Source organism: Aliirhizobium cellulosilyticum (assembly GCF_014198105.1).
In the GTDB taxonomy this organism is placed as follows: Bacteria; Pseudomonadota; Alphaproteobacteria; order Rhizobiales; family Rhizobiaceae; genus Neorhizobium; species Neorhizobium cellulosilyticum.
Map to the genome: position 1 here is coordinate 256,874 of NZ_JACIGW010000002.1, position 25,250 is coordinate 282,123.

General features: G+C 57.4%; 22 protein-coding genes and 1 tRNA gene. 12 read left to right on the plus strand and 11 right to left on the minus strand.

The annotated features are described in order from the left end of the window. Nucleotides 1–23: 23 nt before the first annotated feature. The 3 genes from GGE33_RS10175 to GGE33_RS10185 form a co-directional block, all read right to left on the minus strand. Complete coding sequence (locus tag GGE33_RS10175) at nucleotides 24–1,061, minus strand: sulfate ABC transporter substrate-binding protein (protein ID WP_183684984.1); 1,038 nt, start codon at nucleotides 1,059–1,061, stop codon at nucleotides 24–26. Nucleotides 1,062–1,313: 252 nt separating this feature from the next. Then, nucleotides 1,314–1,826, minus strand: a complete 513-nt coding sequence (locus tag GGE33_RS10180) for a GNAT family N-acetyltransferase (protein ID WP_246435927.1) — start codon at nucleotides 1,824–1,826, stop codon at nucleotides 1,314–1,316. Nucleotides 1,827–1,906: 80 nt separating this feature from the next. Beyond that, entirely contained in the window at nucleotides 1,907–2,371 is a 465-nt protein-coding gene (locus GGE33_RS10185) for an RrF2 family transcriptional regulator (protein WP_183822872.1), read from the minus strand. A 361-nt stretch (nucleotides 2,372–2,732) separates the two neighbouring features. Between GGE33_RS10185 and GGE33_RS10190 the strand changes: the two genes are divergently transcribed. Genes GGE33_RS10190 through cysN form a run of 3 tightly spaced genes read left to right on the plus strand, consistent with a single transcriptional unit; the run spans nucleotide 2,733 to nucleotide 6,056 of the window. Next, on the plus strand, nucleotides 2,733–3,530 hold the full coding sequence (locus GGE33_RS10190) for a phosphoadenylyl-sulfate reductase (RefSeq protein ID WP_183822874.1): 798 nt from the start codon (nucleotides 2,733–2,735) through the stop codon (nucleotides 3,528–3,530). A gap of 53 nt (nucleotides 3,531–3,583) precedes the next feature. Further along, complete coding sequence (gene cysD / locus GGE33_RS10195) at nucleotides 3,584–4,537, plus strand: sulfate adenylyltransferase subunit CysD (protein WP_148144031.1); 954 nt, start codon at nucleotides 3,584–3,586, stop codon at nucleotides 4,535–4,537. Between the two features lies 1 nt (nucleotide 4,538). Beyond that, the gene (cysN, locus tag GGE33_RS10200; protein ID WP_183822876.1) at nucleotides 4,539–6,056 is read left to right on the plus strand and encodes a sulfate adenylyltransferase subunit CysN; all 1,518 of its coding nucleotides are present in this window, start codon (nucleotides 4,539–4,541) and stop codon (nucleotides 6,054–6,056) included. Between the two features lie 584 nt (nucleotides 6,057–6,640). Here the strand turns inward: cysN and GGE33_RS10205 are convergent. After that, nucleotides 6,641–6,717 (minus strand) — tRNA-Pro (locus tag GGE33_RS10205). 262 nt (nucleotides 6,718–6,979) lie between these two features. Here GGE33_RS10205 and GGE33_RS10210 point away from each other — a divergent pair. From GGE33_RS10210 to GGE33_RS10230, 5 genes are all read left to right on the plus strand, one after another. Beyond that, the gene (locus GGE33_RS10210) at nucleotides 6,980–7,336 is read left to right on the plus strand and encodes a hypothetical protein (RefSeq protein WP_148144033.1); all 357 of its coding nucleotides are present in this window, start codon (nucleotides 6,980–6,982) and stop codon (nucleotides 7,334–7,336) included. 185 nt (nucleotides 7,337–7,521) lie between these two features. Beyond that, nucleotides 7,522–8,292: an ABC transporter permease gene (locus GGE33_RS10215; RefSeq protein ID WP_148144034.1), complete on the plus strand. Its 771-nt coding sequence runs from the start codon at nucleotides 7,522–7,524 to the stop codon at nucleotides 8,290–8,292. Continuing rightward, on the plus strand, nucleotides 8,289–8,948 hold the full coding sequence (locus tag GGE33_RS10220) for an ABC transporter ATP-binding protein (protein ID WP_148144035.1): 660 nt from the start codon (nucleotides 8,289–8,291) through the stop codon (nucleotides 8,946–8,948). Before GGE33_RS10215 ends, GGE33_RS10220 begins: the two co-directional genes overlap by 4 nt. A gap of 242 nt (nucleotides 8,949–9,190) precedes the next feature. After that, nucleotides 9,191–10,297 carry a KpsE/RkpR family capsule polysaccharide export protein gene (locus GGE33_RS10225; protein WP_183822878.1) on the plus strand — a complete coding sequence of 369 codons (1,107 nt, stop codon included), beginning with the start codon at nucleotides 9,191–9,193 and terminating at the stop codon, nucleotides 10,295–10,297. Between the two features lie 66 nt (nucleotides 10,298–10,363). After that, nucleotides 10,364–11,134 (plus strand): ABC transporter permease, encoded by a 771-nt coding sequence (locus GGE33_RS10230; protein ID WP_183822880.1) that lies wholly within the window; start codon nucleotides 10,364–10,366, stop codon nucleotides 11,132–11,134. Between the two features lie 11 nt (nucleotides 11,135–11,145). Here GGE33_RS10230 and GGE33_RS10235 read toward each other — a convergent pair whose 3' ends face one another. The 4 genes from GGE33_RS10235 to GGE33_RS10250 form a co-directional block, all read right to left on the minus strand. Continuing rightward, on the minus strand, nucleotides 11,146–12,237 hold the full coding sequence (locus GGE33_RS10235; RefSeq protein ID WP_246435929.1) for a glycosyltransferase family 2 protein: 1,092 nt from the start codon (nucleotides 12,235–12,237) through the stop codon (nucleotides 11,146–11,148). Further along, nucleotides 12,234–13,877, minus strand: coding sequence for a Wzz/FepE/Etk N-terminal domain-containing protein (locus GGE33_RS10240; protein WP_183822882.1), 1,644 nt, complete (start codon nucleotides 13,875–13,877; stop codon nucleotides 12,234–12,236). The genes GGE33_RS10235 and GGE33_RS10240 overlap by 4 nt, the downstream gene beginning before the upstream one ends. Continuing rightward, a complete protein-coding gene (locus tag GGE33_RS10245) occupies nucleotides 13,874–15,913 on the minus strand; it encodes a glycosyltransferase (RefSeq protein WP_183822884.1) in 2,040 nt (679 codons plus the stop codon). Before GGE33_RS10245 ends, GGE33_RS10240 begins: the two co-directional genes overlap by 4 nt. Nucleotides 15,914–16,136: 223 nt before the next feature. Next, nucleotides 16,137–16,835: a sugar transferase gene (locus GGE33_RS10250; protein WP_183822886.1), complete on the minus strand. Its 699-nt coding sequence runs from the start codon at nucleotides 16,833–16,835 to the stop codon at nucleotides 16,137–16,139. Nucleotides 16,836–17,114: 279 nt separating this feature from the next. On the opposite strand from GGE33_RS10250, the gene GGE33_RS10255 reads away from it, so the two are divergent. The 4 genes from GGE33_RS10255 (at nucleotide 17,115) to GGE33_RS10270 (ending at nucleotide 21,292) form a co-directional block, all read left to right on the plus strand. Beyond that, nucleotides 17,115–18,239, plus strand: coding sequence for a glycosyltransferase (locus GGE33_RS10255; protein ID WP_183684982.1), 1,125 nt, complete (start codon nucleotides 17,115–17,117; stop codon nucleotides 18,237–18,239). Nucleotides 18,240–18,272: 33 nt separating this feature from the next. Further along, nucleotides 18,273–19,589 (plus strand): polysaccharide biosynthesis/export family protein, encoded by a 1,317-nt coding sequence (locus GGE33_RS10260; RefSeq protein ID WP_343062393.1) that lies wholly within the window; start codon nucleotides 18,273–18,275, stop codon nucleotides 19,587–19,589. 116 nt (nucleotides 19,590–19,705) lie between these two features. Continuing rightward, on the plus strand, nucleotides 19,706–20,014 hold the full coding sequence (locus GGE33_RS10265; RefSeq protein ID WP_183822888.1) for a hypothetical protein: 309 nt from the start codon (nucleotides 19,706–19,708) through the stop codon (nucleotides 20,012–20,014). 363 nt (nucleotides 20,015–20,377) lie between these two features. Beyond that, nucleotides 20,378–21,292: a glycoside hydrolase family 16 protein gene (locus GGE33_RS10270; protein ID WP_183822890.1), complete on the plus strand. Its 915-nt coding sequence runs from the start codon at nucleotides 20,378–20,380 to the stop codon at nucleotides 21,290–21,292. Here GGE33_RS10270 and GGE33_RS10275 read toward each other — a convergent pair. The 3 genes from GGE33_RS10275 to GGE33_RS10285 all read right to left on the minus strand — a co-directional run bounded on the left by GGE33_RS10275 (nucleotide 21,283) and on the right by GGE33_RS10285 (nucleotide 25,243). Next, nucleotides 21,283–22,677 (minus strand): hypothetical protein, encoded by a 1,395-nt coding sequence (locus tag GGE33_RS10275; RefSeq protein ID WP_183822892.1) that lies wholly within the window; start codon nucleotides 22,675–22,677, stop codon nucleotides 21,283–21,285. The genes GGE33_RS10270 and GGE33_RS10275 overlap by 10 nt on opposite strands. A gap of 150 nt (nucleotides 22,678–22,827) precedes the next feature. Then, nucleotides 22,828–24,156, minus strand: coding sequence for a protoporphyrinogen/coproporphyrinogen oxidase (locus GGE33_RS10280; protein ID WP_210303621.1), 1,329 nt, complete (start codon nucleotides 24,154–24,156; stop codon nucleotides 22,828–22,830). Nucleotides 24,157–24,196: 40 nt separating this feature from the next. Further along, a complete protein-coding gene (locus GGE33_RS10285) occupies nucleotides 24,197–25,243 on the minus strand; it encodes an NAD-dependent epimerase/dehydratase family protein (RefSeq protein ID WP_148144044.1) in 1,047 nt (348 codons plus the stop codon). Nucleotides 25,244–25,250: the final 7 nt, after the last annotated feature.

Genomic DNA, 25,250 nt, shown 5'->3' on the forward strand with positions numbered 1-25,250 from the left:
TGCCTCCAGTGTCACTTGAGTGATTATTTGGCGCCGGGCTTGTAGATCTGGTCGAAAATGCCGCCATCACCAAAGTGCTCCGGCTGCGCCTTCTTCCAGCCGCCGAAGAGCGGATCGTCAATGGTGACGAGCTTGATCGGAGGCAGCTGTTTCAACAGTTCCGGCTTCACCACTTCCGGCTTGGACGGACGATAGAAGTGCTTGGCCGCGATGTTCTGGCCTTCGTCGGAATAAAGATATTGGAGATAGGCTTCGGCGACCTTGCGGGTGCCCTTGGCGTCGACATTGGCATCGACGACTGCGACCGGCGGTTCGGCGAGGATGGAGATCGGCGGCACGACGATGTCGAACGCATCCTTGCCGAATTCCTCACCGGCCAGATAGGCCTCGTTTTCCCAGGCGAGCAGAACGTCGCCGATCTGGCGCTGGGCAAAGGTGACGGTGGATCCGCGGGCACCGGTATCGAGAACCGGAGCGCGCTTGTAGAGATCGCCGATATAGGCCTTGATCTTGTCCTGATCGCCCTTGAATTCTTCATTGGCCCAGGCCCAGGCAGCCAGATAGTTCCAGCGGGCGCCACCTGATGTTTTCGGGTTCGGCGTGACGATCTGCACGTCGCCCTTCACCAGATCGCCCCAGTTCTTGATGCCCTTCGGATTACCCTTGCGAACGAGGAAGACGATCGTCGAGGTGTAGGGCGAAGCGTTGTTGGGCAGGCGGGTGCGCCAGTCTTCCTTGATTTTGCCGGTCTTCTGGATGGCATTGATATCGCTCTCCAGCGCCAGCGTCACGACATCGGCCTCAAGGCCATCGATCACAGAGCGGGCCTGCGCGCCGGAGCCGCCATGCGACTGACGGATTGTGACATCCTCACCACCTTCCGCCTTCCAGTGCTTGGCAAAGGCGGCGTTGAAATCCTTATAGAGCTCGCGTGTTGGATCGTAGGACACGTTCAGAAGCTGGCTCGCGGCAAAGGCCGGCGCTATGCTTCCTGCAGCGAGCGTCACGCCGAGCGCAACCACTGCCAGCCGCTTTCCAATCCCATCGGTGAAGTTCAGCATAGAGTCTCTCCTGTGATCCTTGTCCCATGACCAGTGTCCCGTGATCATCGGGCCATTTGATATGGGCTAAACTCTATCGGTCAGGTCGTCTTAGTCAATTCACGGCGAAAAGAAGGCAAAACTGTTTCCCTCGGGCGGGTTCGCGCGACAAAGAATGCGTTCCATGAGCATCAGTTCACAGAACAGCAGCATCGGGAAAACACCGAACGGCAAAAACGCAATCCGGCCGAAATTCGTTCCAGAGGCTCGATTTCAACCCGGCGGAGAGTCGCGCCTGAGGAAAATCTCCGTATGGCCAACCGCTTTGGGCACGTCTCGAAAGGGTGGGCAGAAGTCGAAACCGCAGGCGCGATAGATCGAGATAGCATCGGTCATATAGATGGTGGTGTGCGCCAGCAGCGTGCTCTTCCGACGCGCTTCGACAGCATGGATGACCGCCCGCATCATTGCGCCGCCGATGCCTCTTTGCCGGAAATCGGGGCCCACGTAGAATTTGTGAAGTTCGTCGGCCGTATCGTCGAAGATGGAAAATGCCAAACATCCCGCCGGCTGGCCATCCCATGATGCCAGCAACATTCCTGTCCCCGATTGCGCGTAACGCCGGGCAAGGCTTGCCGCAGTCTCACCGTGATAAAGATCCGTCACCAGTTGAGGATCGACGCCATGGGTCGCGGCCATGGCGATATCCCAATCCGCCAGTTCCCGGCACAGCGCCGCGGCGATCTCGAAGTCCTTCGGTGATTTTGCGATGGACACAGAAAACATGCCAGCCTCTCGACAAGGAGAGTACATTAGCATGCCCTGCTGCACGTAGGCAGACGCCAATATCAATTAAGCAAGAGGGCTTACGCCGTCAGAAGCTCTCTCACCTGAGCTGGCTTCTGTGTACCTTCGCCTGCCCCCTCGATCGCATCGGCAATCGTGGTGTTGAACAGAACGTCGCGGGTGGCGTCGGCTACACGGGCGAAGACATGGCGGATTTCGCACAGGTGTTCGCCATCGCAATCATCGCATTTGCGATAGGCGGTTTGCGACAAGCAGGGAAGCGGAGCGATCGGCCCGTCGACAAGCCGCAGGACTTCACCGAAGGAGATTGCGTCGGCGGGCTTCAGCAGTAGATATCCACCCTGCTTGCCACGGCGGCTCATGACGATGCCGGAGCGTTTCAGGTCGAGCAGGATCTGTTCCAGAAATTTCTTCGGAATGGACTGCTGGACCGCGATCTCCGAGATCAGCATCGGCTCATCCGGGTCGGCCTGCGCCAGAGCAGCCAAGGCTCGAAGCGCATATTTCGCTTTCTGGGATATCATCACGCAACCATCAACAGCAACGCCGCCGCGAGGCTTTTTTGCCCTCACGTCGCCGCTTCACACTTCGTATCCCTGCGCCTCGCGAATATCTTGGATGCGACATCCGCGGTCGCGTTCGTGCACACGGCTATGCCGCATTGCACACTCCGTTCTGGAGTACCGCAAACATGCAGAAAATACAAACCTATGCGGGCATCTGCTGCCGTAAAAACAGTCACATTTGGTTAAGGCGGCAGGTTTTCTGTGTAGGCCCGGCTTTCTAGAGATATTTGCTCCCCAGAACCGGCGGAAGAAACGGCTTTTCCTGTCATCAGCCCCTGCAAGTCGCAATACTACAGCACTTGCTGATGAAAGAAGAACCATGACCACGCATGATGTGATTGAGCGTACCGCGTATGCAGAAGGCAACGAGAGCCTCGCCGAAGAATTGAACGCCAGACTTGCAAGCCTCGATCTTGCCGGCCGTCTTTCCGCTGCTGCCGAACTTGGCCACGCCGTTTTCACCACCTCGCTTGGAATAGAAGACCAGGTCATCACCGCCGCGATCGGTACGCATCGCCTTCCGATCGAAGTTTCCACGCTGGAAACCGGACGCCTGTTTCAGGAAACGGTCGCGCTCATCTCGGAAACTGAGGAACGTTACGACATGACGATCCGGCGGTTCTATCCTGAACAGGACGATATCGATGCCTATGCCGCGAAATACGGCTTGAACGGTTTCTACGACAGTATCGAAGCACGTCACGCCTGCTGTCATGTGCGCAAGCTGATCCCGCTCGCCAAGGCGCTTTCGCAAGCGCAGGTGTGGGTGACCGGCTTGCGCCGCGGCCAGTCCGGCAATCGCGCCACCACGCCTTTTGCCGAATATGATGCCGAACGCGGCCTCATCAAGGTCAACCCGCTGGCCGACTGGGATATCGACACGATCAATGCCCATGTGACGGCTGAGCATATCCCGGTCAACCCGCTGCATGCCCGCGGTTACCCCTCCATCGGCTGCGAGCCCTGTACCCGCGCCATCAAGCCCGGCGAGCCTGAACGCGCCGGACGATGGTGGTGGGAAAACGACGAGAAACGCGAATGCGGACTGCATGTCCCGGAAAGCGCGTCTCAGCCGATACCGGCTTCAGCACCGCTCGCGAGTTCCATCGCCCGCTGAGGCCCAAATCCCCACTCTTTGTGTGTAACATTCAAAATCTACCGGAGACCGAAATGTCCCTGTCTGCACAGGAAACGGAAATCAGGAACCCACCCGTTTCCCGCCCGCCGCTCGATCCGCATCTGAAAGCCCTCGAAAACGAAGCGATCCATATCTTTCGCGAGGTTGCCGCGGAGTTCGAAAACCCGGTCATGCTCTATTCGATCGGCAAGGATTCATCCGTGCTGCTGCATCTGGCACGCAAGGCTTTCTTCCCCGGCCGCGTCCCCTTCCCGCTTCTGCATGTCGACACGACCTGGAAGTTCAAGGAGATGATCGAGTTTCGCGACCAGATCGCCGAAAAATACGACCTCGATCTCGTGGTCCATACCAACAAGCGCGGTGCCGAAGAAAACATCACGCCGTTTACCCACGGATCGGCCTTCTATACCGACGTGATGAAGACGGAAGCGTTGAAGCAGGCACTCGATGCAGGCGGCTATGATGCGGCCTTCGGCGGCGCCCGTCGCGACGAGGAAGCCTCCCGCGCCAAGGAACGCATCTATTCCTTCCGGACGCCGGACCACAAATGGGACCCGCGCAACCAGCGGCCGGAACTTTGGAACATCTATAACGGCATGATCAAAAAGGGAGAGAGCGTTCGCGCCTTCCCGCTGTCGAACTGGACCGAGGTCGATATCTGGCGATACATCCAGGCGGAAGACATTCCGCTCGTGCCGCTCTATTACGCCGCCGAGCGCCCCTATGTGGAGCGCGACGGGATGATGATCCTGGCGGAAGATCCGCGGCTGGAACTCCAGCCCGGCGAAGAAATCCAGCACGGCATGATCCGCTTCCGCACGCTCGGCTGCTTTCCACTCACCGGTGCGATCCGCTCGACGGCGTCCAACCTGGAAGAGGTGATCGCGGAACTGGAAATCGCAACCGTTTCCGAACGACAGGGCCGCGCCATCGACCGCGACCAGTCCGGCTCCATGGAAAAGAAGAAGCGCGAGGGATATTTCTAAGATGAGCGCCACAGCTACAGCCACAACCACGCCCGTCGCTGCTTCGGCGAATGTCATTCCCTTCGCCGAATCCGCCGCCCGCGTTTCGCGCGATACGCGGCCGCTGCGCCTGATCACCTGCGGCTCTGTCGATGACGGCAAGTCGACCCTGATCGGCAGGCTTCTCTGGGACACCAAGGCGGTCAAGGAAGACCAGGCGGCGACGCTTGCGCGTGACAGTGGCGCGCAGAACGATCTCGGCCTGCCGGATTTCGCGCTGCTGCTCGACGGCCTGCAGGCGGAACGCGAACAGGGCATCACGATCGATGTCGCCTATCGCTATTTCTCCACGGATCGCCGCTCCTTCATCGTCGCCGATACACCCGGCCACGAGCAATATACCCGCAACATGGTGACCGGCGCCTCTACCGCCGATCTCGCCATCCTTCTGGCTGACGCCCGCGTCGGCCTGCTCGAACAGACCCGTCGGCACGCAACGATCGCGGCGCTGATGGGCATCAGGCAATTCGTGCTGGCGGTCAACAAGATCGACCTGATCGGTTACGACAAGGCAGTGTTCGAAAAGATCGCGGCCGAATTCCGCGAATTCGCATTGGCACTCGGCGTGCGGCAGATCACCGCCATTCCGATGTCGGCGCTCAAGGGCGAGAATGTCGTTCTCTCCGGCGCTGATGCAATGCCTTGGTATGAAGGCCCGACGCTGATCGAAGCGCTGGAGCTTGCCACCAGCCGTTCCACCCAGGCCGGCGGTTTCCGCCTCCCCGTGCAACGCGTCGTGCGCCCCGGCGAGAGTTTTCGCGGTTATCAGGGTACGGTATCGGGCGGCGCGATCAAGCCGGGTGACTCGGTTGCGATCCTGCCTTCGGGCACCGTCGCCAATGTGAAGCAGATTGTCACCTTCGATCTCGTGCGCAATGCAGCGGTCGCCGGCGATGCGATCACGCTCGTTCTCGACCGGCAGGTGGATGTGGCGCGTGGCGACATCATTGTCTCCATCGATGGCCAGCCGATGACCGGCACATCCTTCGACGCGCAGCTCGTGTCGCTTCAGCCGGGCGGCATCGAGCCGGGCAAGCGTTACTGGCTGAAAAGCGGCTCGCGCCGGCAGCGGGTAACGATCGAACCCACGTCGCAGCTCGATCTTTCGACCGGCCAGTGGAAGCCGCATGCCTCGCTGCTTTCGATGAACGCGATCGGCAAGGTGCATCTTTCCTTCGAAGAACCGGCGGTGTTCGATGCCTATGAGCAGAACCGCGCCACCGGCGCCTTCGTCCTGATCGATCCCGACACGCTGAATACGGTTGCCGGCGGCATGGTTACCGCGAAGCGCGCAGATGTCGGCGGCATCCATCGCGGCAAGGAAGGTGAACAGCGCATCGTGCTTTCGCTGCCCGCGGATCTGGCCGAACAACTGATGGCAAGCGAACTGTTCGCATCACGCCGCGACGAAGCGGAGATCCGGAGATTGACGGCCGCAGAAGCAGCCGAGTTCTTCCCCAGCGCCGGAAGCGATATCTGAACGCAAGAATGTCACGAGGGCGGCGCAAGCCGCCTTCGTGTTACGACAAGTGCGTTGTAACTCTCAGCGCCAGTAGCTCTCAGATCACAAATTACGGAAACAAAAAAAGCCCGCGAAAGCGGGCCTTTTCATATGAGTTTGTTGTTTTGCAGCCGATAATGCTTCGGCTGAGCTGCTTCTGCTCAATGGCGCAACAAGTGGCTGCAGCTAGAAAACAAACATGTAGAGCAGAACGATTACAAGGATAGGAACACCCATTGCCCACAATGCGATACCTTTAAGCATAGTCACCTCCATCGGTTTCGATGGGCTGATAACGCCGGCTCTCTTCAGCTGTTCCCAAAAATGAGAATACAGGACCTGCTGGTTCGAGATTAATCGATCTCGGACATGGTAATGGAGGCGGCAGCGAAAGGGTTTAAACAGACCGCACACATGCAAACTGGGACGTCCAGATCGCGCCGACAAATGCGTTCTTAAGCCCAAACGATAAAACAGTCCCCAATCGGTCCGTTTATCAGAAAAGGAATTCTGCGGAGAAAGTCTTTCGGGAGTTGAAACCTTTGCTCTGAAAGGCTTTTGACTGGTCGGAGTGGCAAGATTCGAACTTGCGACCCCCACGTCCCGAACGTGGTGCGCTACCAGACTGCGCTACACTCCGTGACCAGTGGCGCCTCTATAGAACAGCATTTTTCCTTCGACAAGCACCGTTTTCGAAAAAAATGTGACAAGGCTTAATTCGTTTGTCGCACCTTGTGGCACTGCCGTGAATCCGTTGCAAAAAAGCGGCGCTTCAAGAATTTGATGTCAAAGCCGTCCCGTGATCTCGCGGTGAGCCAGGAAAATCTGCTAGCTGGAACATGACATATGTCCCGCAGGCATTGCTTGGGGACCAGCCCATCACACAAGGATTTTCACGGATCATGAGCCGCCGCCTCATCGCATCGACCGCCCTTCTCGCGCTTGCACTTTCCAGCTGCACGACCGTTACCATAACCGACAGCCCGATATCCAAGCGCTGGGTCGGCCACTCTGCCGGCGAGTTCTTTGCAAAATACAATCCGCCGCTCGATGACGTTACTTCCGGTTCCAGCACAGTTTATAGCTGGCGCGGCGGCTACAAGCGCATCAAGCTGGAGAACGGCAAGAGCGCCAGCGTCAGCTGCTCGGCCAAGATCACCGTTTCCTCCGATTACACGATCCGCAATATCGAGATCACCGCCGACCGCCCCGGCGCAACCGGACCGAGCTACTGCGAGGAACTGCTGGCCGGCGCGTAACAGCACCTGTAGAGACTTGCGTAGCACCGCTCCCCGGACCGGTGCTACGCTTCAGAACACGCGCGATGGCTGCAAATCAGGGTAGCCGTCTTGAGCCACCATTGTTTTTGGTAGCATAAACCGCCGATTTGACATAATTTGGCGTCAGTTTCCGGCCGTTCTTCAACCAGGGTTTCCAGACGCGCTTGTCCTATCTAGCAACTCACGCTCGTGTCGTCAGCGCATTGGTAATGCGTGAAATGTCGACGCGCTTCGGAGCAAAGCCGGGCGGATATCTCTGGGCCTTCCTCGATCCGGTCAGCCATATCGTCTTCCTGTCCGTCATCTTCATGGCGATCGCCCATCTGCCGCCGCTTGGAACCAGCTTCCCGCTGTTCTTTGCCACCGGTTATATCGGCTTCCAGTTCTACCAGGCGCTGGCCGGCTATCTGAACAGCGCCGTCAGCGGCAACAAGGCCCTGCTCAGCTATCCGAGCGTGGCGCCGATCGACACGGTTGCTGCACGCTACGTGCTGCAGATCGTGACGACGACAATCGTCGCAATCGTTGTGCTCGGTTATATCGTGTTCACGGTCCGCCATCCCGTTTCCATCCATCTGCCGCCCATCCTGGAAGCCATGGTAGCGGCGAGCCTGATCGCGCTCGGCATCGGGCTCGCGAATGCAGTGCTGTTCGTCATGTACCCGATCTACGAAAAGCTTTATGGCATCGTCACCCGCCCGCTTTTCCTCGTCTCCGGCGTATTCTTCCTGCCGGATTCACTGCCACCGATCGCCAAGGATGTGATACTTTTTAACCCTTTGGCTCATATCGTCATGCAATTCAGGACCGGATTTTATCCGCAATACCGGGCAGCCGGATATGACGGGTTCTATGTCTGGAGTGTCGCGGCCTGCCTGGTATTCATCGGGCTTGTGCTATTTACGACATCCAGGGGAAGGCTGAGAGACCGATGATCCGATTGGAGCGCGCAACCAAAGAGGTGCGCATGAAAGGCGTGAGAAAGATGATCATCGACAATGTGTCGGTGACCTTTCCGCGTGGCAAGAGCATCGGGCTTTTGGGCCGTAACGGCGCGGGAAAGTCGACGCTGCTTCAGATTATCGCAGGTACGCTCGAACTCGACCGCGGCCGCATCATCCGGCAGGGAAAAATCTCCTGGCCGCTGGGCTTTCAGGGCAGCTTCCAGGGCAATCTTTCCGGCGAGCAGAATGTCCGCTTTGTCGCCCGCATCTATGGCGTGAATACCGACGAGCTGGTTGCCTATGTTGCCGAATTCGCCGAACTAGGGCAATTCTACCATGCGCCTGTCAGAACCTACTCTTCGGGCATGAAGGCTAGGCTGGCATTCGGGGTGAGCATGGGAATCAATTTCGACTATTATCTGGTCGACGAAATCACCGCCGTGGGCGATACCAATTTCAAGCGGAAATCGCAGCAGACCTTCAAGGAAAAGCTGAGCAATTCCGACGTGATCATGGTCTCCCACAGCACCGGAACGTTGCGCGACTATTGCCAGACCGGCATCGTTCTGGAAAATGGGCAGATGACCTACTACGATGACATCAACGAGGCCATCGCCGTGCATGAAAGCAATATGAAGAGGCACTGACTTTGAACCAGACGGCTCCAAACACCGTATCAGGCAATCAAGTTGCTCTGCCCTCCGAGAACGGCCAAGCCGCGCCGAAGAGCAGGAACCTGCGCCTACTGGAATCGCTGCTCGAACGCCCTGCGTCCGTGCCGGCTCCGTCTGTGCAGCCTGCTCAACCGGCATCGCCTGAGATCACGATAGACCCCGCATCGCCGGAACCTGCCAAGCGGGGTTGGCTGTCAGCACTGAAAACGCGGCATATGGCGATCGTTGGCGGTTTTCTCGCCCTGGTCGCAGTGCCTTCAGTCGTCAGCACCGGTTACATGGCCTTCATCGCGGCCGACCAGTATCACAGCTTCTCGTCCTTCTCCGTGCGCAGCATCGAAGCCGCACCGTCGAGCGACCTGCTCGGCATGTTCTCGCAAAGTTCATCCGGCAGCACGCTTTCCGATTCCTACGTACTGGTCGACTTCATCCTGAGCGAGCGGATGGTTCAGATGGTCGACGAGGCCTTTGGCCTTGATGCGGTATTTGCACGCCAGGGCATGGATTTCTTCTATGGTATCAGCCCGGATATGCCGATCGAAGACAGGCTGGCCTATTGGCGCAACATGGTGACCGTGAATTTCGACCAGACCTCGGGCATTATGGACCTGCAGGTGAAGGCATTCAGCCCGGAAATGTCGCAGAAGGTTGCCGATTTCGTCATCGCCCAGAGCGAAAAGCTGATCAACGACCTGTCGCTGACGGCACGCAACGAAGTGCTCAAGACGGCACGGGACGAGGTTCAGACTGCCGAAGACCGCCTAACCCAGACCCGCGCGTCGCTTAGAAGCTATCGCGACGCCTCGCAGGAAGCCGACCCGGTCGAAGGCGCAAAGCTCGCGGCCCAGTTGATCGGCTCGCTCGAAGAACAACTGGTCAAGCTCAAGACCGAGCTTTCGACAGCACTGACCCAAATGGGCAGCAACACTCCGCGCGTGCGCCTCATCCGTTCGCAGATCTCCAGCCTGGAAGACCAGATTGCAAAGGAACGCCAGCGCTTCGGTAGCGGCGTTTCCGGAAAAGGCGGTCGCTCGACAGGTCAGGCAACCGATGTTGCCGGTCGTATCGCGCTTTATGAATCAATCCAGACACAGAACGAGTTTGCCGAGCGCGCCTATACGGCTTCGCTCGCCTCTCTCGAAAAGGCCCGTGTAGAAGCGGGGGCGAAACAGCGTTATCTTGCGGTCTTCATCAAACCGACCCTGTCGCAGATGGCACAATATCCGCATCGCCTGCTGAACCCGATCCTGGTCACACTGGCGGGCTTACTGCTTTGGGGTGTTGCCGTGATGGTCTTCTATAATATCCGCGACCGACACTGACGGTATCCCGGCGGTCCGGAAACCCGCACCGCCGGCCATCCATTCGCCTGCAGACGAGGCACGTCCTTGAACTACCTGACCACCCATATCCGCATCGTCACTGCTTTCGTGATCCGTGAAATTGCGACCCGATACGGCAGGAGCCCGGGTGGTTATGTGTGGGCCCTGCTGGAGCCGGTTGCCTTCATCGGGCTGATGTCGCTGCTTCTGGGGTCACTGGGAAGACTGCCGGCGCTCGGAACGAGCTTCACCCTGTTTTATGCCACGGGCTACCTCGCCTTCAGCATGTACAAAGGCATGGAAGGTTATCTCGTCTCGGCGATCAGCGGTAACAAGGCTCTGATGAGCTACCCGAAAGTATCGCCATTCGATGCGGTGATTTCGCGGTTCATCCTGCAGGCAATGACGTCCTGCGTGGTGACCTGGATCATTCTCTACGCGGCTTTGTGGACGACGAACCAGCCGGTTACCATCCAGTGGGCCTATATCGTCGAGGCGATCGCCTTTGCCTGGATCATGGCGCTCGGGGTGGCACTCGGCAACACCGTGCTGTTCTTCAAGTTTCCGCTTTACCAGAAGATCTTCGACATCGTCATGCGGCCGCTTTTCCTGCTATCGGGCGTGTTCTACGTGCCGTCGCATATGCCGCATCCGTTCTCGGACGTGCTCCTTGCCAATCCGATTACCCAGGTCGTCGTGCTATTCCGCGAAGGATTTTACGTACAGCACGGAGACACCGGGCTGGACATGCCCTTTCTTATCACGACATCGACAGGGCTTCTGTTTGTCGGAATGCTTCTCTTCACGGTTTTCCCGGTTGCCCGGGCCCGCGAGTGAAACGTCGATGGCTAACGCCGGAAAATTGCCCTGATAAGTCCCATGGCGGACCTGCTGTGCGCCTGCAGGCGATAATTGATGACGCGCTTTGCCCGTTCGGATGAAAGCATGAAGGTTAGCGCAAAAAAGACTGTCATCGACAGTTTGACCTTGGCGGAATACGGATAGGTCCACAAAAGCGACAGCAGAAACAGCAGTTGGCGCAGCCCGACACGTGCGCTGTTTGCGATGGCCAGATAGAAGCTGCGTTCCTGATGAAAATAGGCGCGATTGGCGGTCACCAGGCGGGATCCGAGACCTGTCTTATCAAGAAGCGAGCGAAGATGCTCCAGCCGGTGCTCGAAACGCTCCGCCTCGCGCTTGAGCGGGATCGGGTTCAATTCACTGCTGAAACCAGAATCATTACGGTCATGCACCCGGTAAAGGCCGAGCGGCCTCGAAAGACTTATGATGTCACCCATGAAAGGAGCCACGAACAGGATGACGCCATCGACAGCGCGTTCGTAATCCGCTCCTTCTATCAGTTGGCAGACATCCCTGCGAAACACATTTCCGGATGTCGGAGGGCTTGTGTAGTATCCGGTCTTCAGAACTTCCCGGACGAGCAGTTCCCTCTCACGAAAATCGGAAAGCGGTGGGACGGGACCGCTCATGATCCGCCGCCGCGCATCCATCCTCAGCAGCGGGAACTGAAGTTTCGCCACATCCTTGTCGAGGTGCCAGAGGACTTCCGTCAGCGCGCCGGGCAACAATTCGTCATCGGCATCGAGAAACAGGACGAAAGGGGCCGTCGTCTCCTGTAGCCCGCGAAGGCAGGCGAGCCTTTGCCCCGCATTTTCGATATGGTACGCCCGGACGCCAGTTCGGCATATTTCGTCCCAGGAATTATCTGTCGATCCGTCATCGATGACGACCAGTTCACAATCCCGGCGACCCTGCCTCAAAACGCTTTCAATGGCATCGGTGACATAATCGGCATAATTCCAGCAGGTAACGATGACCGCCAATTTGGGAGAGCCGGCACCCCGCGTATCCATGGAAATGTTTTTGCCCCGACCCGCTACCATAGACTCAAGCGTTTTCAAGGCAATGTCGTCGGTCATGACCGTTGCCTGTTGATGATATAACCGACAAGATTGGCTCCGGCCCTGCGCAGCTGCTGCTCGGCGCTCTTGACGGCTTCACGCGTCGTGCGACCCCATCGCGTCACGAGGACAACGACATCGGCTTGAGACGCAAGAGCCAGGGCGTCCAACGAACTATCCAATTCAGGAAGATCGATAATAACATCACCTTTCTGACGCGCCGCTTCAATGATCTCGCGGATGCGCGGGTGACGGAAATTGGAATAGATATTGGTCACCGCATCACGGGAGAGAACCGGCAAAATTGCAATCCCATCCCGCTGCTCGAAAGTTATCTCCGCGATATCCGCTTCCGAAATTGCGGCATCTGCAAGCGATGCGAGCGGGCCGCCCGATACGCCTCTGGTCTGTTCACCGCACCAGAACACGGTTGCGGGACGTCCGCTGCGATTGAGCATATCTGCAAGGTTGAGCGCGAGCGCCGATCCGCCCGCGTCACGGGAATAGCCCGCCAGCGCGATCACGGCGTTCTTGTCGGCCTTCTTGTGGGTATAGGAGATATCGATCAAGGTACGCAGATCACGGATGGCCGCCGCGTGGCGCCGCATCCGCTGTCCGGCCCCGACCCGCGTCGCAAGCTGCAATCGGCCCCCGACCTCCGGTATCTGAGCCATGCAAGGCATCGTGGTTTCAGTTTCCAGATCCTTGGGACTGCGGACCTTGCGATCGAAAGCAATGCTCATGGCCAGCGCAGCCATACCGAAAAACAATCCCAGCACGCCGCCGAATGCCACGATAAGAGAGGTTTTTGGACTTGACGGAGCAAGAGGGGGAAGTGCGGCGCCAGTGATCTTGGCATCGGCATCCGGTGTCGCGGCCTTTGGCAGCGTGCCTTCCTTCATCGCCTGCGTGGCCGTCGCGATCTGGGCGGATAATGCATCAAGTCGCCCCTGCAGGGTTTCCGTTCCGGCGCTGGCAACCTGTTCCTTCGAGGTGACGGATTGCAGGATGTAACCGGAGATGATGGCATTGGCGACACGCGCGGGCTGGGTTGGGTCCGTGGACCAATAACCGACCGCAACAACATAGGACTGGCCGACGCGGCGTGCGGACACTCTCTCAACGAAGTTGGCGAAGGCAACACGCTTGAGATTTTCTTCCGGGCTTTGGGTGAGCGTGGTGGCGTTATTTTCCGCGGGCTGTCCCGAGAAAGTCGACCGGACCCACTCGATCGGGCCGGTAATGGCCGACTTGAGCAAGCTCACAGGCTGGGGCGCAAGCTCCGGGCTTTCATACAATTTCAGGCTTTCGAAAACTGCCGAGAGAAGCCGCTCCGAGAGAATGATCTGCAGTTCACTTTCGGCGCTGTTCAGATCAAGCCCCTGCTGCAATATCGAGCTGGCATTGGCGAACTGGCGCGGTTCGAGCAAGATCGTGGCTGTCGCATCATAGGTGCGCGGCAGAGAATGCGCGTAAAGCGCTGCGGCAATGACACCTGAAAACATGCAGGCAAGCAGGCGAAGCTTGTATCGCCACGCTATGACAAAAACCAGTTTAAGGAACATGACAGGGCCATCGACCCTGTTATCCTTTGCCACGTTATCTATAGGCCAGATGCGCGACGCTCGCTCGACGGGACCAGGTCTGTCAAAAGTCATCGTGCGGCACCTCCGCCAAGGCGCTCGAGTTTGGTGGGCGGAACATCCAGAGAGGCCGCTCTTTCCGGGTTGATTTTACCGCACAGAAGATCAGCCAAGGCTGCTAGATTTCCCTTTACCCTGCCACGCCGGTCGATAAACGGTTCCGGGGCCACGGACTTTGCGAAATTCATCGACATGTTGCGCCAGATCTGGCCGATCGCCTGTTTGGTCGTCATCGTTCCCTTCCGACGTAGATAAACGGGGTTTATTACCTGCGAATATCCCAAGCGCTGGCCACTGACCCGGCCGACCTTCACTCCCATGTGAACACCATAGGCTTCGGCGCATTTGACCAGGTCCCCGCCCTTTTTCGCCAGCGATGCACCAAAGTCGCGATCCTCCAGCCAGCCATAAAGAACGAGACGCTCGTCGAAGCGATTATCGCCTATCGCCGATACTCTGTACGCCATGTTGCAGCCGTAGGGGCTGAAGGGACGCTCCCAGACCGATCCCTCAGTCGCAGGGGCCTCTTCGACAAGCTTGACTGCCTCAGTAAAGGGTATGCCCGGCCCCTTGATACCATCGGCGACCACACGCCCGGTAAAGCCCACCACACTGCTTTCGTCCGCAAAGGCGCGCGCCGCGGTGGCAAGCCAGTTCGGGTCGGCAACGAAATCGTCGTCCAGAAACACGAGAACGTCAATTCCCGTTGGCAAATGATCCAGAGCGTTGTTGCGCTGGGCCGGCAAGCCCGCCTTCCCGGTGAGCACCTCTACACGATCATCATCGGCAAGATCTCCAGCATCACTGCTATCCACGCAGGAAAGGATTACCCGCTCGGGCGCCAATGTCTGCGTTTCCAGAAGGTGACGGACGGTCTGCGACACGACTGCCGGACGACCGCGGGTGGCGATGGCGACAGCAACCCTGGCAATGGGCGGCGCTGCCGGCGCAGGAGGCGCCAGGCGGACCGTCGGCTCGTCAAGCAGTTCGCAATATCCTGCAGCGGTCTCACGCCAGGAGAATTTCTGCATCTGGACGAAACCCTTCGCACGCAGGTCGTCCATCAGCGAAGCCGAGTTCCTCAGGGCCTCGACATAAGCTATCCATTGAGCCGGGTCGAAGGGCGAAGCCATCAGCGCGGCATCGCCACAGACTTCGGCCATGCTCGAATGGTAAGACGATATGACCGGGCATCCCAGTGCCATCGCCTCCACGACGGGCAAGCCGAAACCCTCATTCAGGGAGGGAAAGGCAAGACACAGGGCACGTTTCAGAAAATAGGCGATGTCGTCATCGGAAACCCGACCGGCCATTATGACATTGTCGTGCTGCCCCGCCGCGCTTTCGCTGAAAATACCGAAATCCCCCCCGGCAATGACAATATCTATTCCAAGCCTATCCAGTTCCGCGGCAATCTTGGACAGAAGCGCCAGGTTCTTGTGCCTGGCGCGGGATCCAAGCGCAAAAACATACCGGCGAGACCGCGCTGCGATCGCCTGAACGATCCCCGGCGCGATGGTGGCCGCGTCGGCATTCCATTGCAGGACATGTTCGTAGCCGTTCGGCAGGACGGCGATATCCTTTGCCTCTATCGGCAGGTAGCGGGCAAGCTGGCGCGCCGAGGCATGCGAAACCGTCGCGATCCGCATCGCCCGTCTGGCGAGCACCGGCTGGATGGACTTGTAGGCCGTCCGGAACGCCAGACTGTAGCTGTCAGGCGCTGCAAAAACGTTGCCGTCATGGATACAGACGATCTGGTTCTTCTTGGCGACAGGAGCCGTATTGCAGAGATTGAGCAAGGGGCCACGCCATTTCCAAGGCAGAACGCATTGTTCCCACGCATGGCCGTTGAGGCGGCTGGCGACTTCAATCCGCGAAAAGGCGTTCAGACCTGGATCGGCAGCGCCGGAAGGAACAAGAAGCGAAGCGACCGCCCCGCCACCGCTTGCCTCATCGAGGGCCTTCAGCACATTCAAGGCGTAGCGCTGCACGCCGGTTGGCGTCTGGGTCAGAAAGCGGCCGTTGACTGCGAAACTATCCTTCAGGCCCATCGATAAATTCCAACGCCTTCCCTGCCACAGAAACTATTGTTGAAATCCTATTCCAGTAAAAATACCGGATACTTCAATAACAATAGCACGATAAATTCAAGTTTCAGCACTGAAGAGTTGAAATAGTTAATCCAGAAGGGAATACACCCCGATTTTTCGACGATATATTACCAGACCCAACCAGCGCTCGAATGATGCCCGCAATGCCAAAAGGCATTACTCCTCAATAGCTTCCACGCGCATTCAACACGGCGGGTATGGTCTTGGCCATAATCACCAGATCGCCGACAAGACTGCGATTGGCGACATACAGCGCATCGAGCTGCACGCGCTTGACATAATCTGCATCGCTTCGCCCGCTAACCTGCCACAATCCTGTCAGACCCGGACGCACGCGAATATAATCGGCGTAGTTCTGGCCATAATAAACCGTCTCGCTGGGAACGATCGGGCGAGGACCGACAATGCTCATATGGCCAAGAACGACGTTCACGAGCTGCGGAATCTCGTCGATGCTGCTCTTGCGCAGAAAAGCGCCGAACGGCGTGATGCGCGGATCGTTCTTCAGCTTGCGCGTGGCCGCCCATTCCGCCTGCTCCGCAGGATTATCCGCCAAGTATTTTTCAAGCAACGCTTCGTTATTGTTGACCATGGTGCGAAACTTAAGACATGGGAACATGCCCCCGCCTCGCCCAATCCTGCTATGAGCTATGAAGATTGGCCTTCCTTGGATCAGCAGCAATACGAGAGATGTTATAAATATTAATGGCACAAGAACAAACAAAGCTGTCAGAGACAAAAGAATATCTAAAGCACGCTTTGCAAATAAAGATAGCCTAGGAGACAGCCTTAACTTGAATTTGTCGAAAACAAATAATCGCTGAATGCCACTTTCGCCGGCGTTTACATTGACGTCACGCATTGACGCACTCCATATCAGCAGATGTGATTAAAGGTCAGTCGATTTGCATGCACTGCGTAGCACTGTTAATCATTGCTAACAAATGCTTAAAAGTTTGACAATATATTTATTGACTGTAGTCTATTGAAAAATGTTAGAAACTCCAGAAAGTCTTTAGTGAAACTTTCCGGACCGTTCTCCCTTAGTTCTTCTTTGGAACAACCGAAATTACAGGTTTATCCTCAGAACTCTCGGAACTAATACGATTTATAGAATATAACGATTCTCGTGAGGTGGTTCATGCGTGTGGCAATTATCCACTATTGGCTCGTCGGAATGCGAGGCGGCGAGAAAGTCCTTGAGGCGATCTGCAAGATTTACCCTCAAGCTGACATTTACACACATGTATATGACAAGGCTTCCATATCAGCTGCGATCAATTCACATACAATTTACCCGACGTTCATCAATTCTTTGCCGTATGCAAAGCGTATGTATAAAAAGTACCTTCCCCTGATGCCGATGGCGCTGGAGCAGCTGGACTTAAGTCAATATGATCTCGTCATCAGTAGCGAATCCGGCCCTGCCAAGGGCGTTATTCCGAATTCTCCGGCCGTTCACATCTGCTATTGTCATTCTCCGATGCGATACGTCTGGAATATGTATCACGAATACTATCGGAAGTCAGGTATAATGACGCGGCTGATGATGCCGCCGCTCGCGCATCGCCTCCGGGCGTGGGATATCGGAACGGCGAGCCGGGTTGATCATTTCGCCGCCAACTCGGTCACAGTCGCCAACCGGATCAGAAGCTATTATCGCAGGGATGCGGATGTCATCCACCCGCCTGTCGACACTCAGGCTTTCCGCCCGGTGCCCATGCAGGAGGTCGGCGACTACTATCTGATGGTGGGCGAACTCGTCGGCTACAAGAGGCCGGATCTGGCTGTAGAGGCCTTCAATCTGATGAAGAAAAAACTCGTCGTCATCGGCGGCGGCGAGATGCTGGACTATCTTCGCAAGATAGCCGGCCCGACAGTGACGATCATGGGCTCACAATCCTTCGACGTGCTGAAGTATCACTATGCACGGTGCAGAGCCCTGATCTTTCCGGGTGAGGAAGATTTTGGTATAGTCCCACTGGAAGCCATGGCGAGCGGTCGTCCTGTGATCGCATTTGGGCGCGGTGGAGCAACCGAGACGGTCATCGATGGAAGGACAGGCGTATTCTTCAAGGATCAAACCGTCGAGACGCTTATCGACGCAATTGATCGGCTGGAGCGCATGGACTTCGATCCGGCCGATGCAGTGACACGCGCTGCAGATTTCGCAACACCTGTGTTCATCAGGAAGTTCAGTAACTTTGCGTACAAGGCCCTCGGCACGGAGCCGCCGCCGGCCGTGAGACCCGCACAGATAGCATGACACAGGTGAAATAGCCGAAGGAGCATAGGGAACGTGACGCATACCAATTCCTCCTGCCGCCGTAACCGCAAAGCATTCTTTTCCTTCTCCGCAGGCGCTTGGATAGTTGCGCTTGCCTCGGGCATGCTCGTATCGACCATCGGGCAAGCCCTTGCAGCCACATATCTTCTCGGTCCGCTCGACGTGTTGAAGATCCGCGTTTTCGAATGGCGGCCGAGTGCGGGTATCGCATATGAGTGGGTGCCGCTGACGGGAGAATTTACGGTTTCGGCCTCCGGAACGCTTTCACTGCCGATCGTGGGTACAATTCCGGTTGCCGGCAAGACACCAGAGGAAGTTTCCGAGATCATCGGCGAGCAACTTCAGGCCCAGATCGGTCTTCAGAAACGGCCGAATGCATCGATCGAAATCTCCAGCTACCGGCCATTTTTCGTTACCGGCGCAGTTGGGACACCCGGCAAGTTCAATTTCCTCCCCGGCCTTACCGTAACCCAGGCGCTCAGCATGGCTGGAGGAAGCGGAAGCGTTGATCCTAGGGTCATGGAGGTTCAGCGCGAGGCCCTTGTGAACCAGGGCACGATGCGGGAGCTCGAAGCAGAGCGGCTTGGCCTGCTGGCGAGACAAGCCCGCGTGGATGCCATGCTGGCGAAGAACGTCAAGATCAGCTTTCCGCGCGAACTGACGGAGCGCTCGTCCCAGACCGCCGTGATGCAGGTGATGCGAAACGAGCAGGCGCTTCTGGACAGCCGCCTGCGCTCTATGGATTCCGATCTTACCGCGCTGGAACAGTCCAAGGTTCTTGCCAAGAACCAGATCGAAGGACTTAAGCAGAAGGAAGCGTCGCTGACGAAGCAGATCGATCTCGCCAACAAGGATCTGAGCTCGGTCAACAAGCTGGTATCACAAGGGCTGACCGTGTCATCACGCCAGCTTGGCGCGAACCAGAATCTCGCGGATCTCGAGAGCCGCAATCTCGACGTATCGCTTGCACTTTTGACTACTCAGCAGGATCTGACGAAACTCGACCAGGATGCATTGGCCGTCGTGGAGAAGTTCAAGGCATCCGCACTGATGGAAGCATCAGAGCTCAGAGACAAGCTTGCAGCCAATGACGAGAAGATGAGAACCTCGCAGGCACTGCTCCTGAATATCGAGATGCGCGTGCCGGCGGCCCTATCCGCGCTGAATGCCGAAGGCCGCCCGCGTACGATCACGAAAATCAGCCGCACGATCAACGGCGCGACAGAGACATTCGTGGTCAAGGACGACGATGCCGTTCAGCCCGGCGACGTCATTCGTGTCGAGCCTCAACAAAATGCGGTGACGCAAAACGGGGGCGCCTCGCAATAACCGGCATCAACCCTAATAGAGAGGAAAACTCGCCACGGCAGCGCTCGGGGCTTGATCGAACACGCCTAGACATGCGATATTAATATTAGAGAATCCTAATTAAAATTGAGTAATGAATGGCTATTTGGGTCCTGATCCTTTCTGCCGCCATTGGCGCCGTTTGTGGAATCTGGCTTCATGTCGTTGTCTTTACTATACTTTCCGTGTTTGTTGCGATTGTCTATCTCTTGACCGCAGTCCTGTCGGGACTTTCATTAGCATCTACCTTCATATGGATCATGATGCTGAGCACTGCGCTTGGCGCTGGTTATATTGCCTCTCATTTCGTATGCTACGTGGCCCATAGCCGGGCACATAAAGCCAAGCACCGGCATTCGGAGCTGGAATCTGGCACCAAATATCTTCACGATCAGCAACACCCCTGACCGGCGCGGCAGATAGCCGAAGGCGTGTTCGGGCCGGATGCGGATAATTTCGGCCTATTCGAAGCAAATATTCAAATTTCGCAATCGAATTCCATCCCATGCGCCTGGGATATACTAAGTCTTCATACGACAATCAAATATACGTATCGACGTTTATTTTCGATGGACGCCGTGTCTATCGCTAGTCTAACCTATCAATACATACAGAAACACTGAATAACCGATGATCAATCTATGGAGCATTCACCTCCCTTTCACGAACATCGGGAAATACGGATAATAAAAACGGATATATCCAAGCGATCATCCCAGAGCCGCTGACCTGCCAGGACACACTCAATTTCCTTGAAGATAGGATCGGACATGTCGAAGCTGCCGCGTAGAACATTCGTCAAGGCATCGGTACTGGCAGGGGCCGGGGTGATGCTGGGTGGCCGGGCGCTGGCAGCAAGTGACCCGACCAGCGGACGCCGCCTGATCTTTGACGAGCAATTCCGAACGATCGACTGGACGATCTGGGAAGCCGGGCGGAAAGCCACGACATTCGATCCGGGCTTTTACGGCAATTCCGCCTTTGCCCGCAGCACCGGCGAGGAGGGCTTCAATCCTTACGCAATCGTCGACGACGACGCGACGGCAAACGGCAAGGCGCTGCAGATTTCGGCAAAATATATCGGACGGCAAATGTCCGTGCCGCATTATTACGGCAACGGGGACCCGCAGAAGCAATGGATTTCCGGCAATCTTCAGACTGCCCGCGGAGACGGGACAATTCTCAAGGGATGGCGGACCGGCTACTTCGAGACCCGGATGATCTTTCCCAAACATCCGCTCACATGGCCCGCCTTCTGGCTGATGAATGGCCGCAGCATTCTTTTCCCGAAAACCAGCATCGAGATCGATGTTGTCGAGCAGAAGGGGTTCGAGCCGACGAATTACGGTGCCTACCTGCACGAATGGGGCCAGCCGGGAGAACGGCACGCCGAAGTCGGCGTCAGGACACCGGTCGACATGACGACGCAATATTGTCGATACGGGATGCTGGTGACCGAGAGCGAATGCAGGCCGTATTTCGAACGTGAGCCGGTGATCGATCCCGCGAGCGGCCGGCCGACCGTCTGGCCGATCGGGCGCGCTGCTGAAATCAAGGCCAATAACGATCTCTTCTGGCCGCTCGTGACCCTCGCGCTGCGTGCGGATGTGCCTTACCCGGACCCCTTGCTTCCCGAACACAAGGAAACATCGATGCGAGTGGACTATGTGAAGGTCTATGCGTGAGCAGGCACCGGCGCGAAAGACGTCTCACGCTCTTCGGCCGGCACCGCTGTCGCAAGCCCTGCCATGACGAAAAACAAAAGCCCGGTATCCACAGTTGATCCCGATACCGAAGCGCCGATGAGAAGACAAAGGCAGCCGTTGCGGCCGGCAAGCCGGACATCACTGTCGAATGTCCGTGGCGTTCCTCGCCTGGTGTAAAAGGCAGACAAAAAGAACAGGCCGAAGAAAATCACACCCGGAATGCCAACATTGGAAAGAAGCGCAATAATGAAGCTCGATGTGCGGGATGTGCCCAGCCCGACGCCGAGGCCATAAGAGTTGATAAAATTGCTCCAGCCATAGGCATTCCACATGCCCCGTTCGATGCCGGATGCAGAGTTCGCCTTGCTGAACAGCAGAAGATCAAAATAGGCATAAAGCTGGCGGAAAAGATCCTCGTTCATAACGATCATCATGCCGATGAGGACGAGGATGATCGGCGCGAAAAGGACGACGCCGCCACTGATCCGCGTGCCGGACTGGCCGCCGCAGCGGAAAAAGCAGGTCATGTAAAGGATTGCGAGGCAGACCGGCAGACCGAACAGGCCTGCAGACGAAGTGGACCTGATCACCATGATCGATGTCAGCAGGAAGAGAAAACCTGTCAATTTGCTGTAGCGCCCGCAAATGCGCATCGTTCCGGCAAAACCCACCACGCCCAGGCTGACACCGGCGAATGTGGAGGCTTCCGGCCAGGAACCGACAACGCGCTTGACGCCGGCGACAATCGCCTCGTCATGGAACGCATAAGGTGCGTTGCGGATATAGCTGAAGAGTTCCTGGATCGGGGTTCCGTAGGTGACGAGATCGGCAATGCCGAAGAGCAGGTTGGCGGAAGAGAAGGCCAAGACGGTACCGGTCGCCGCGCGAAACCCTGCCATGGTAGAGGCCATCGCAACGATCATGACGAAGGTCACAATATTGGCGGTGTTGTAGATGGCCTGGGTGAGATTGCTGGAAACCGGACCGAGCGGCACCGCGCCGCCGGTCTCGGGATATTCCGACGAGCCGAGCGGAATGATGTTCATCGTCTCCGCCCACAGCCTCGGAGCGAAAAACCCTGCAAGCACGCCATAGGTCAGAAGGCAGAGAAGCCAGAAAGCAGGTTGCGGAAAGGCCAGCGCGTTGAGTGCGACCTTCATCTTCTCACGGTAGGAGAGCGTTGCGAGCGCCAGGAAGCCGACGAAGAGATGGCCGGGCTGAATGCCTGCCCCGCCGATCATCACCGCAGCCGCTCCGCCGAATATGGTCATCACGCCGAAGGCAATCGCTGTGGCGCGATAACCGGATATCAGGCAGAGGATGCCGACGATAAGTGTGAAAACACCAACGGGCGGGATACTCATCGCAGCAACCCCGCCGTTGTGGTTAAGTGCGTTTGGCGCGCCGTCGAGCGAGTGCGTTTCCGCGTTTCCTCAAAACGCGAGATCGCTCCATCTCCCTGTTCTGACGCAATTCCGGCCGTAAAACCGGTTCCCACCTTGAAGCGAATTGCTCTACTCCTCGACAGTGCCGGTGAGCCCGAGCGCTGCACGTGCGGCTCGTTCACCGCTCAGGAAGGCGGCGTCGGTCCAGATATAGCCCCACTGGCCGAAGCGGCCGCAATATTCGATGCCCACCTCGTCGAGATAGGCATGCACGGTTTCGACGGCAGCTTTTCGGTCAAGATCGAAGATCACGTTGCCAAAGGGCAGCATGATTGCGCTCTTGTGAATGATCTCGGCGCGCGACTGCACGATGCCGGACTTGATCAGCGCATCGATGGCCGGTTCGATCCACTCGTCCGGGCTGCCGGTTAGCGGCCGGTATTTTTCGCTGAAGTAGATTTCCGCCTGCAGAGCCCCACAGCCATCGGGAACGCTTTTCTTCGACAGATTGCCTCGGTAGCTGACGCGCGCGAACGGGATGTCCTCATCGTAGAAATAGGACCATTGTGGCTTGGTCTCGATTGGGCGATTGAGCCCGATATTGACGACAACGACCTGGGTGCAGGCGAGCTTCGCTGCAGCTTCGCGAACATCATCAGGCACACCCTTGATCAGCGGAATGACGATCGGGAGAGGCAGGGACGAAATCAGCTTCTTGAAGTCATGCGTCGTACCGTCCTTGAATGTCAGCTGCTTTTCCTTCGTGTCGATCGCCGCGATCTCGTGGTCGCAGAGCACTTCGGCCTTGTCGTAAAAGCCGCTGATGAAGGATTCGAAGCCGCCTTCCATCGGATAACGGAACTCATTGACGTAAAAAACGTCGAGCGGCTCGTGTTCCAGCGCGCCGCGCAGCACCTCTTCCAGATTGGGGCGATAGAGACGCGGCCCCAGCCAGTCCGTCGACATGTTGCTGGCATCCGTGGTGTGATACTTGCGAGTGTAAACTGCCGGGAAGGTTTCGGCGAAGGTCTTGCCGAAGGCGGCCAGCAGCCAGTCTTCGTAATTGGTGATCTTCGGGTTTTCGATCTGGCGCGCCTCGATGAAATCCTTGATGCAATTGACCACCAGCTCGGCCGGCAGGCCGTGAAGGTTGACCTGGGCGGGATGCTTTATCCAGTGCCCCTGCCAGTAGTTGTTGCAATAGACATTGCCGACCTCGAATTTCTGGCCGGTCGATTCAGCAAACAGATCCTTCACGCGGGGATTTTTCGTGAACGAGATATGCACGCCCTCGTCGAAGACGAAGCCGTCACCATTGCCGAAGCTCGAGGTCAGGCCGCCAGGCCTGGAGCGCTTGTCGTAGATCCTGGCCCGTATGCCATTGGCAAACAGAACGTTGGCAGCGCCGAACCCGGCCATTCCGCTGCCCAAGATCGCATATCCCTGATGCTCCATCATCGTTCCCTTATCACCACTCGTCTCTTTTGGTCTCGGCGCTTCAGTTTACCCAGCGAACATCGTCGGACAGACGTCCCGCATCCATGAGGCGTTCAAGCGTGGTCAGTCGCTTGGCAGCAGCCGGAATGACTTCACGTCCCGCCTGTTTTGCACTCGTTAGACCGTCGACCAACCGCGTGATCGATTCAGACAGGGAGACAGCCGGCTGGTGGTCCGGGGCTGCCTTGGCATAGCGGGTGAAATCCACCTGATAGGAACGCAGATCCGGCAGTGCGTCCTTGTTGATCGAAACGCGCGTTCCGGGGATCGCCTGGGCGACGGCCTCGGCAAGCTGGAAGACCTGGTAATTGTTCTCGTTGCGGCCGGCATTGATCGACACGAAGCGGCCGCCATTGTCGCTATCGCGCTTGATTGCCCATTCCATGGCGCGCGCCATGTCCTTGACATCGATCAGCGGGCGCCAGGGCGTGCCGTCGCTCAGGACCTTGATCTCGCCGGTCGAAAGGGCCGTCGCGACGAAATCGTTCAGCACCAGATCCAGTCTCAACCGCGGGGACTGGCCGCATGCGGTGGCGAAACGCAGGCAGGTAATCGCCATGTCCGGCGCTTCCAGCTGTTCCAGCGCCTGTTCGGTGGCGATCTTGGACCTTGCATAGGCGGTCAGCGGTGTCAGCGTGTCGTTTTCCTTGCGTGGCCCACCCTCGGCAAAGCCGTAGACGCTGCAGCTGGAGGCAAAGACGAAGCTTTTCACACCTGCCTCAGCGGCTGCCGTGGCGATATCGACGCTGGCGCGGTAATTGATGCCTTCCGTCTGCTTTTCGAAACGGGCACCGATCGGATCGTTGGAAAGCGCTGCAAGATGTACGACCGCATCCACGCCTTCGAGCAATTCCACCGGAAAGTCACGGACATCGCCGAATACCTGTTTGTCGAGCACACGCTCGGGAAATTCATCAGGCAGCGTCAGGCATTGGGCAAAATAACCGGTATCGAACCCGATAAGCTCCGCGTCCGGCCAGACCGAGCGAAAATGTGCTGCCACGACCGGGCCGACATAACCCATATTTCCGGTGATTAGGATACGCATATACGAA

Excerpts from the sequence above, each read along its gene's own strand:
- GGE33_RS10240 (WP_183822882.1), bottom strand. The coding sequence starts at position 13,877 with ATGACTTTTGACAGACCTGGTCCCGTCGAGCGAGCGTCGCGCATCTGG.
- cysD (WP_148144031.1), top strand. The coding sequence starts at position 3,584 with ATGTCCCTGTCTGCACAGGAAACGGAAATCAGGAACCCACCCGTTTCC.
- GGE33_RS10255 (WP_183684982.1), top strand. The coding sequence starts at position 17,115 with ATGCGTGTGGCAATTATCCACTATTGGCTCGTCGGAATGCGAGGCGGC.
- GGE33_RS10210 (WP_148144033.1), top strand. The coding sequence starts at position 6,980 with ATGAGCCGCCGCCTCATCGCATCGACCGCCCTTCTCGCGCTTGCACTT.
- GGE33_RS10175 (WP_183684984.1), bottom strand. The coding sequence starts at position 1,061 with ATGCTGAACTTCACCGATGGGATTGGAAAGCGGCTGGCAGTGGTTGCG.
- GGE33_RS10235 (WP_246435929.1), bottom strand. The coding sequence starts at position 12,237 with ATGACCGACGACATTGCCTTGAAAACGCTTGAGTCTATGGTAGCGGGT.
- GGE33_RS10245 (WP_183822884.1), bottom strand. The coding sequence starts at position 15,913 with ATGGGCCTGAAGGATAGTTTCGCAGTCAACGGCCGCTTTCTGACCCAG.
- GGE33_RS10180 (WP_246435927.1), bottom strand. The coding sequence starts at position 1,826 with ATGTTTTCTGTGTCCATCGCAAAATCACCGAAGGACTTCGAGATCGCC.
- GGE33_RS10270 (WP_183822890.1), top strand. The coding sequence starts at position 20,378 with ATGTCGAAGCTGCCGCGTAGAACATTCGTCAAGGCATCGGTACTGGCA.
- GGE33_RS10280 (WP_210303621.1), bottom strand. The coding sequence starts at position 24,156 with ATGATGGAGCATCAGGGATATGCGATCTTGGGCAGCGGAATGGCCGGG.
- GGE33_RS10225 (WP_183822878.1), top strand. The coding sequence starts at position 9,191 with ATGGCGATCGTTGGCGGTTTTCTCGCCCTGGTCGCAGTGCCTTCAGTC.
- cysN (WP_183822876.1), top strand. The coding sequence starts at position 4,539 with ATGAGCGCCACAGCTACAGCCACAACCACGCCCGTCGCTGCTTCGGCG.
- GGE33_RS10250 (WP_183822886.1), bottom strand. The coding sequence starts at position 16,835 with ATGCGTGACGTCAATGTAAACGCCGGCGAAAGTGGCATTCAGCGATTA.
- GGE33_RS10220 (WP_148144035.1), top strand. The coding sequence starts at position 8,289 with ATGATCCGATTGGAGCGCGCAACCAAAGAGGTGCGCATGAAAGGCGTG.
- GGE33_RS10265 (WP_183822888.1), top strand. The coding sequence starts at position 19,706 with ATGGCTATTTGGGTCCTGATCCTTTCTGCCGCCATTGGCGCCGTTTGT.
- GGE33_RS10185 (WP_183822872.1), bottom strand. The coding sequence starts at position 2,371 with ATGATATCCCAGAAAGCGAAATATGCGCTTCGAGCCTTGGCTGCTCTG.
- GGE33_RS10285 (WP_148144044.1), bottom strand. The coding sequence starts at position 25,243 with ATGCGTATCCTAATCACCGGAAATATGGGTTATGTCGGCCCGGTCGTG.
- GGE33_RS10275 (WP_183822892.1), bottom strand. The coding sequence starts at position 22,677 with ATGAGTATCCCGCCCGTTGGTGTTTTCACACTTATCGTCGGCATCCTC.
- GGE33_RS10190 (WP_183822874.1), top strand. The coding sequence starts at position 2,733 with ATGACCACGCATGATGTGATTGAGCGTACCGCGTATGCAGAAGGCAAC.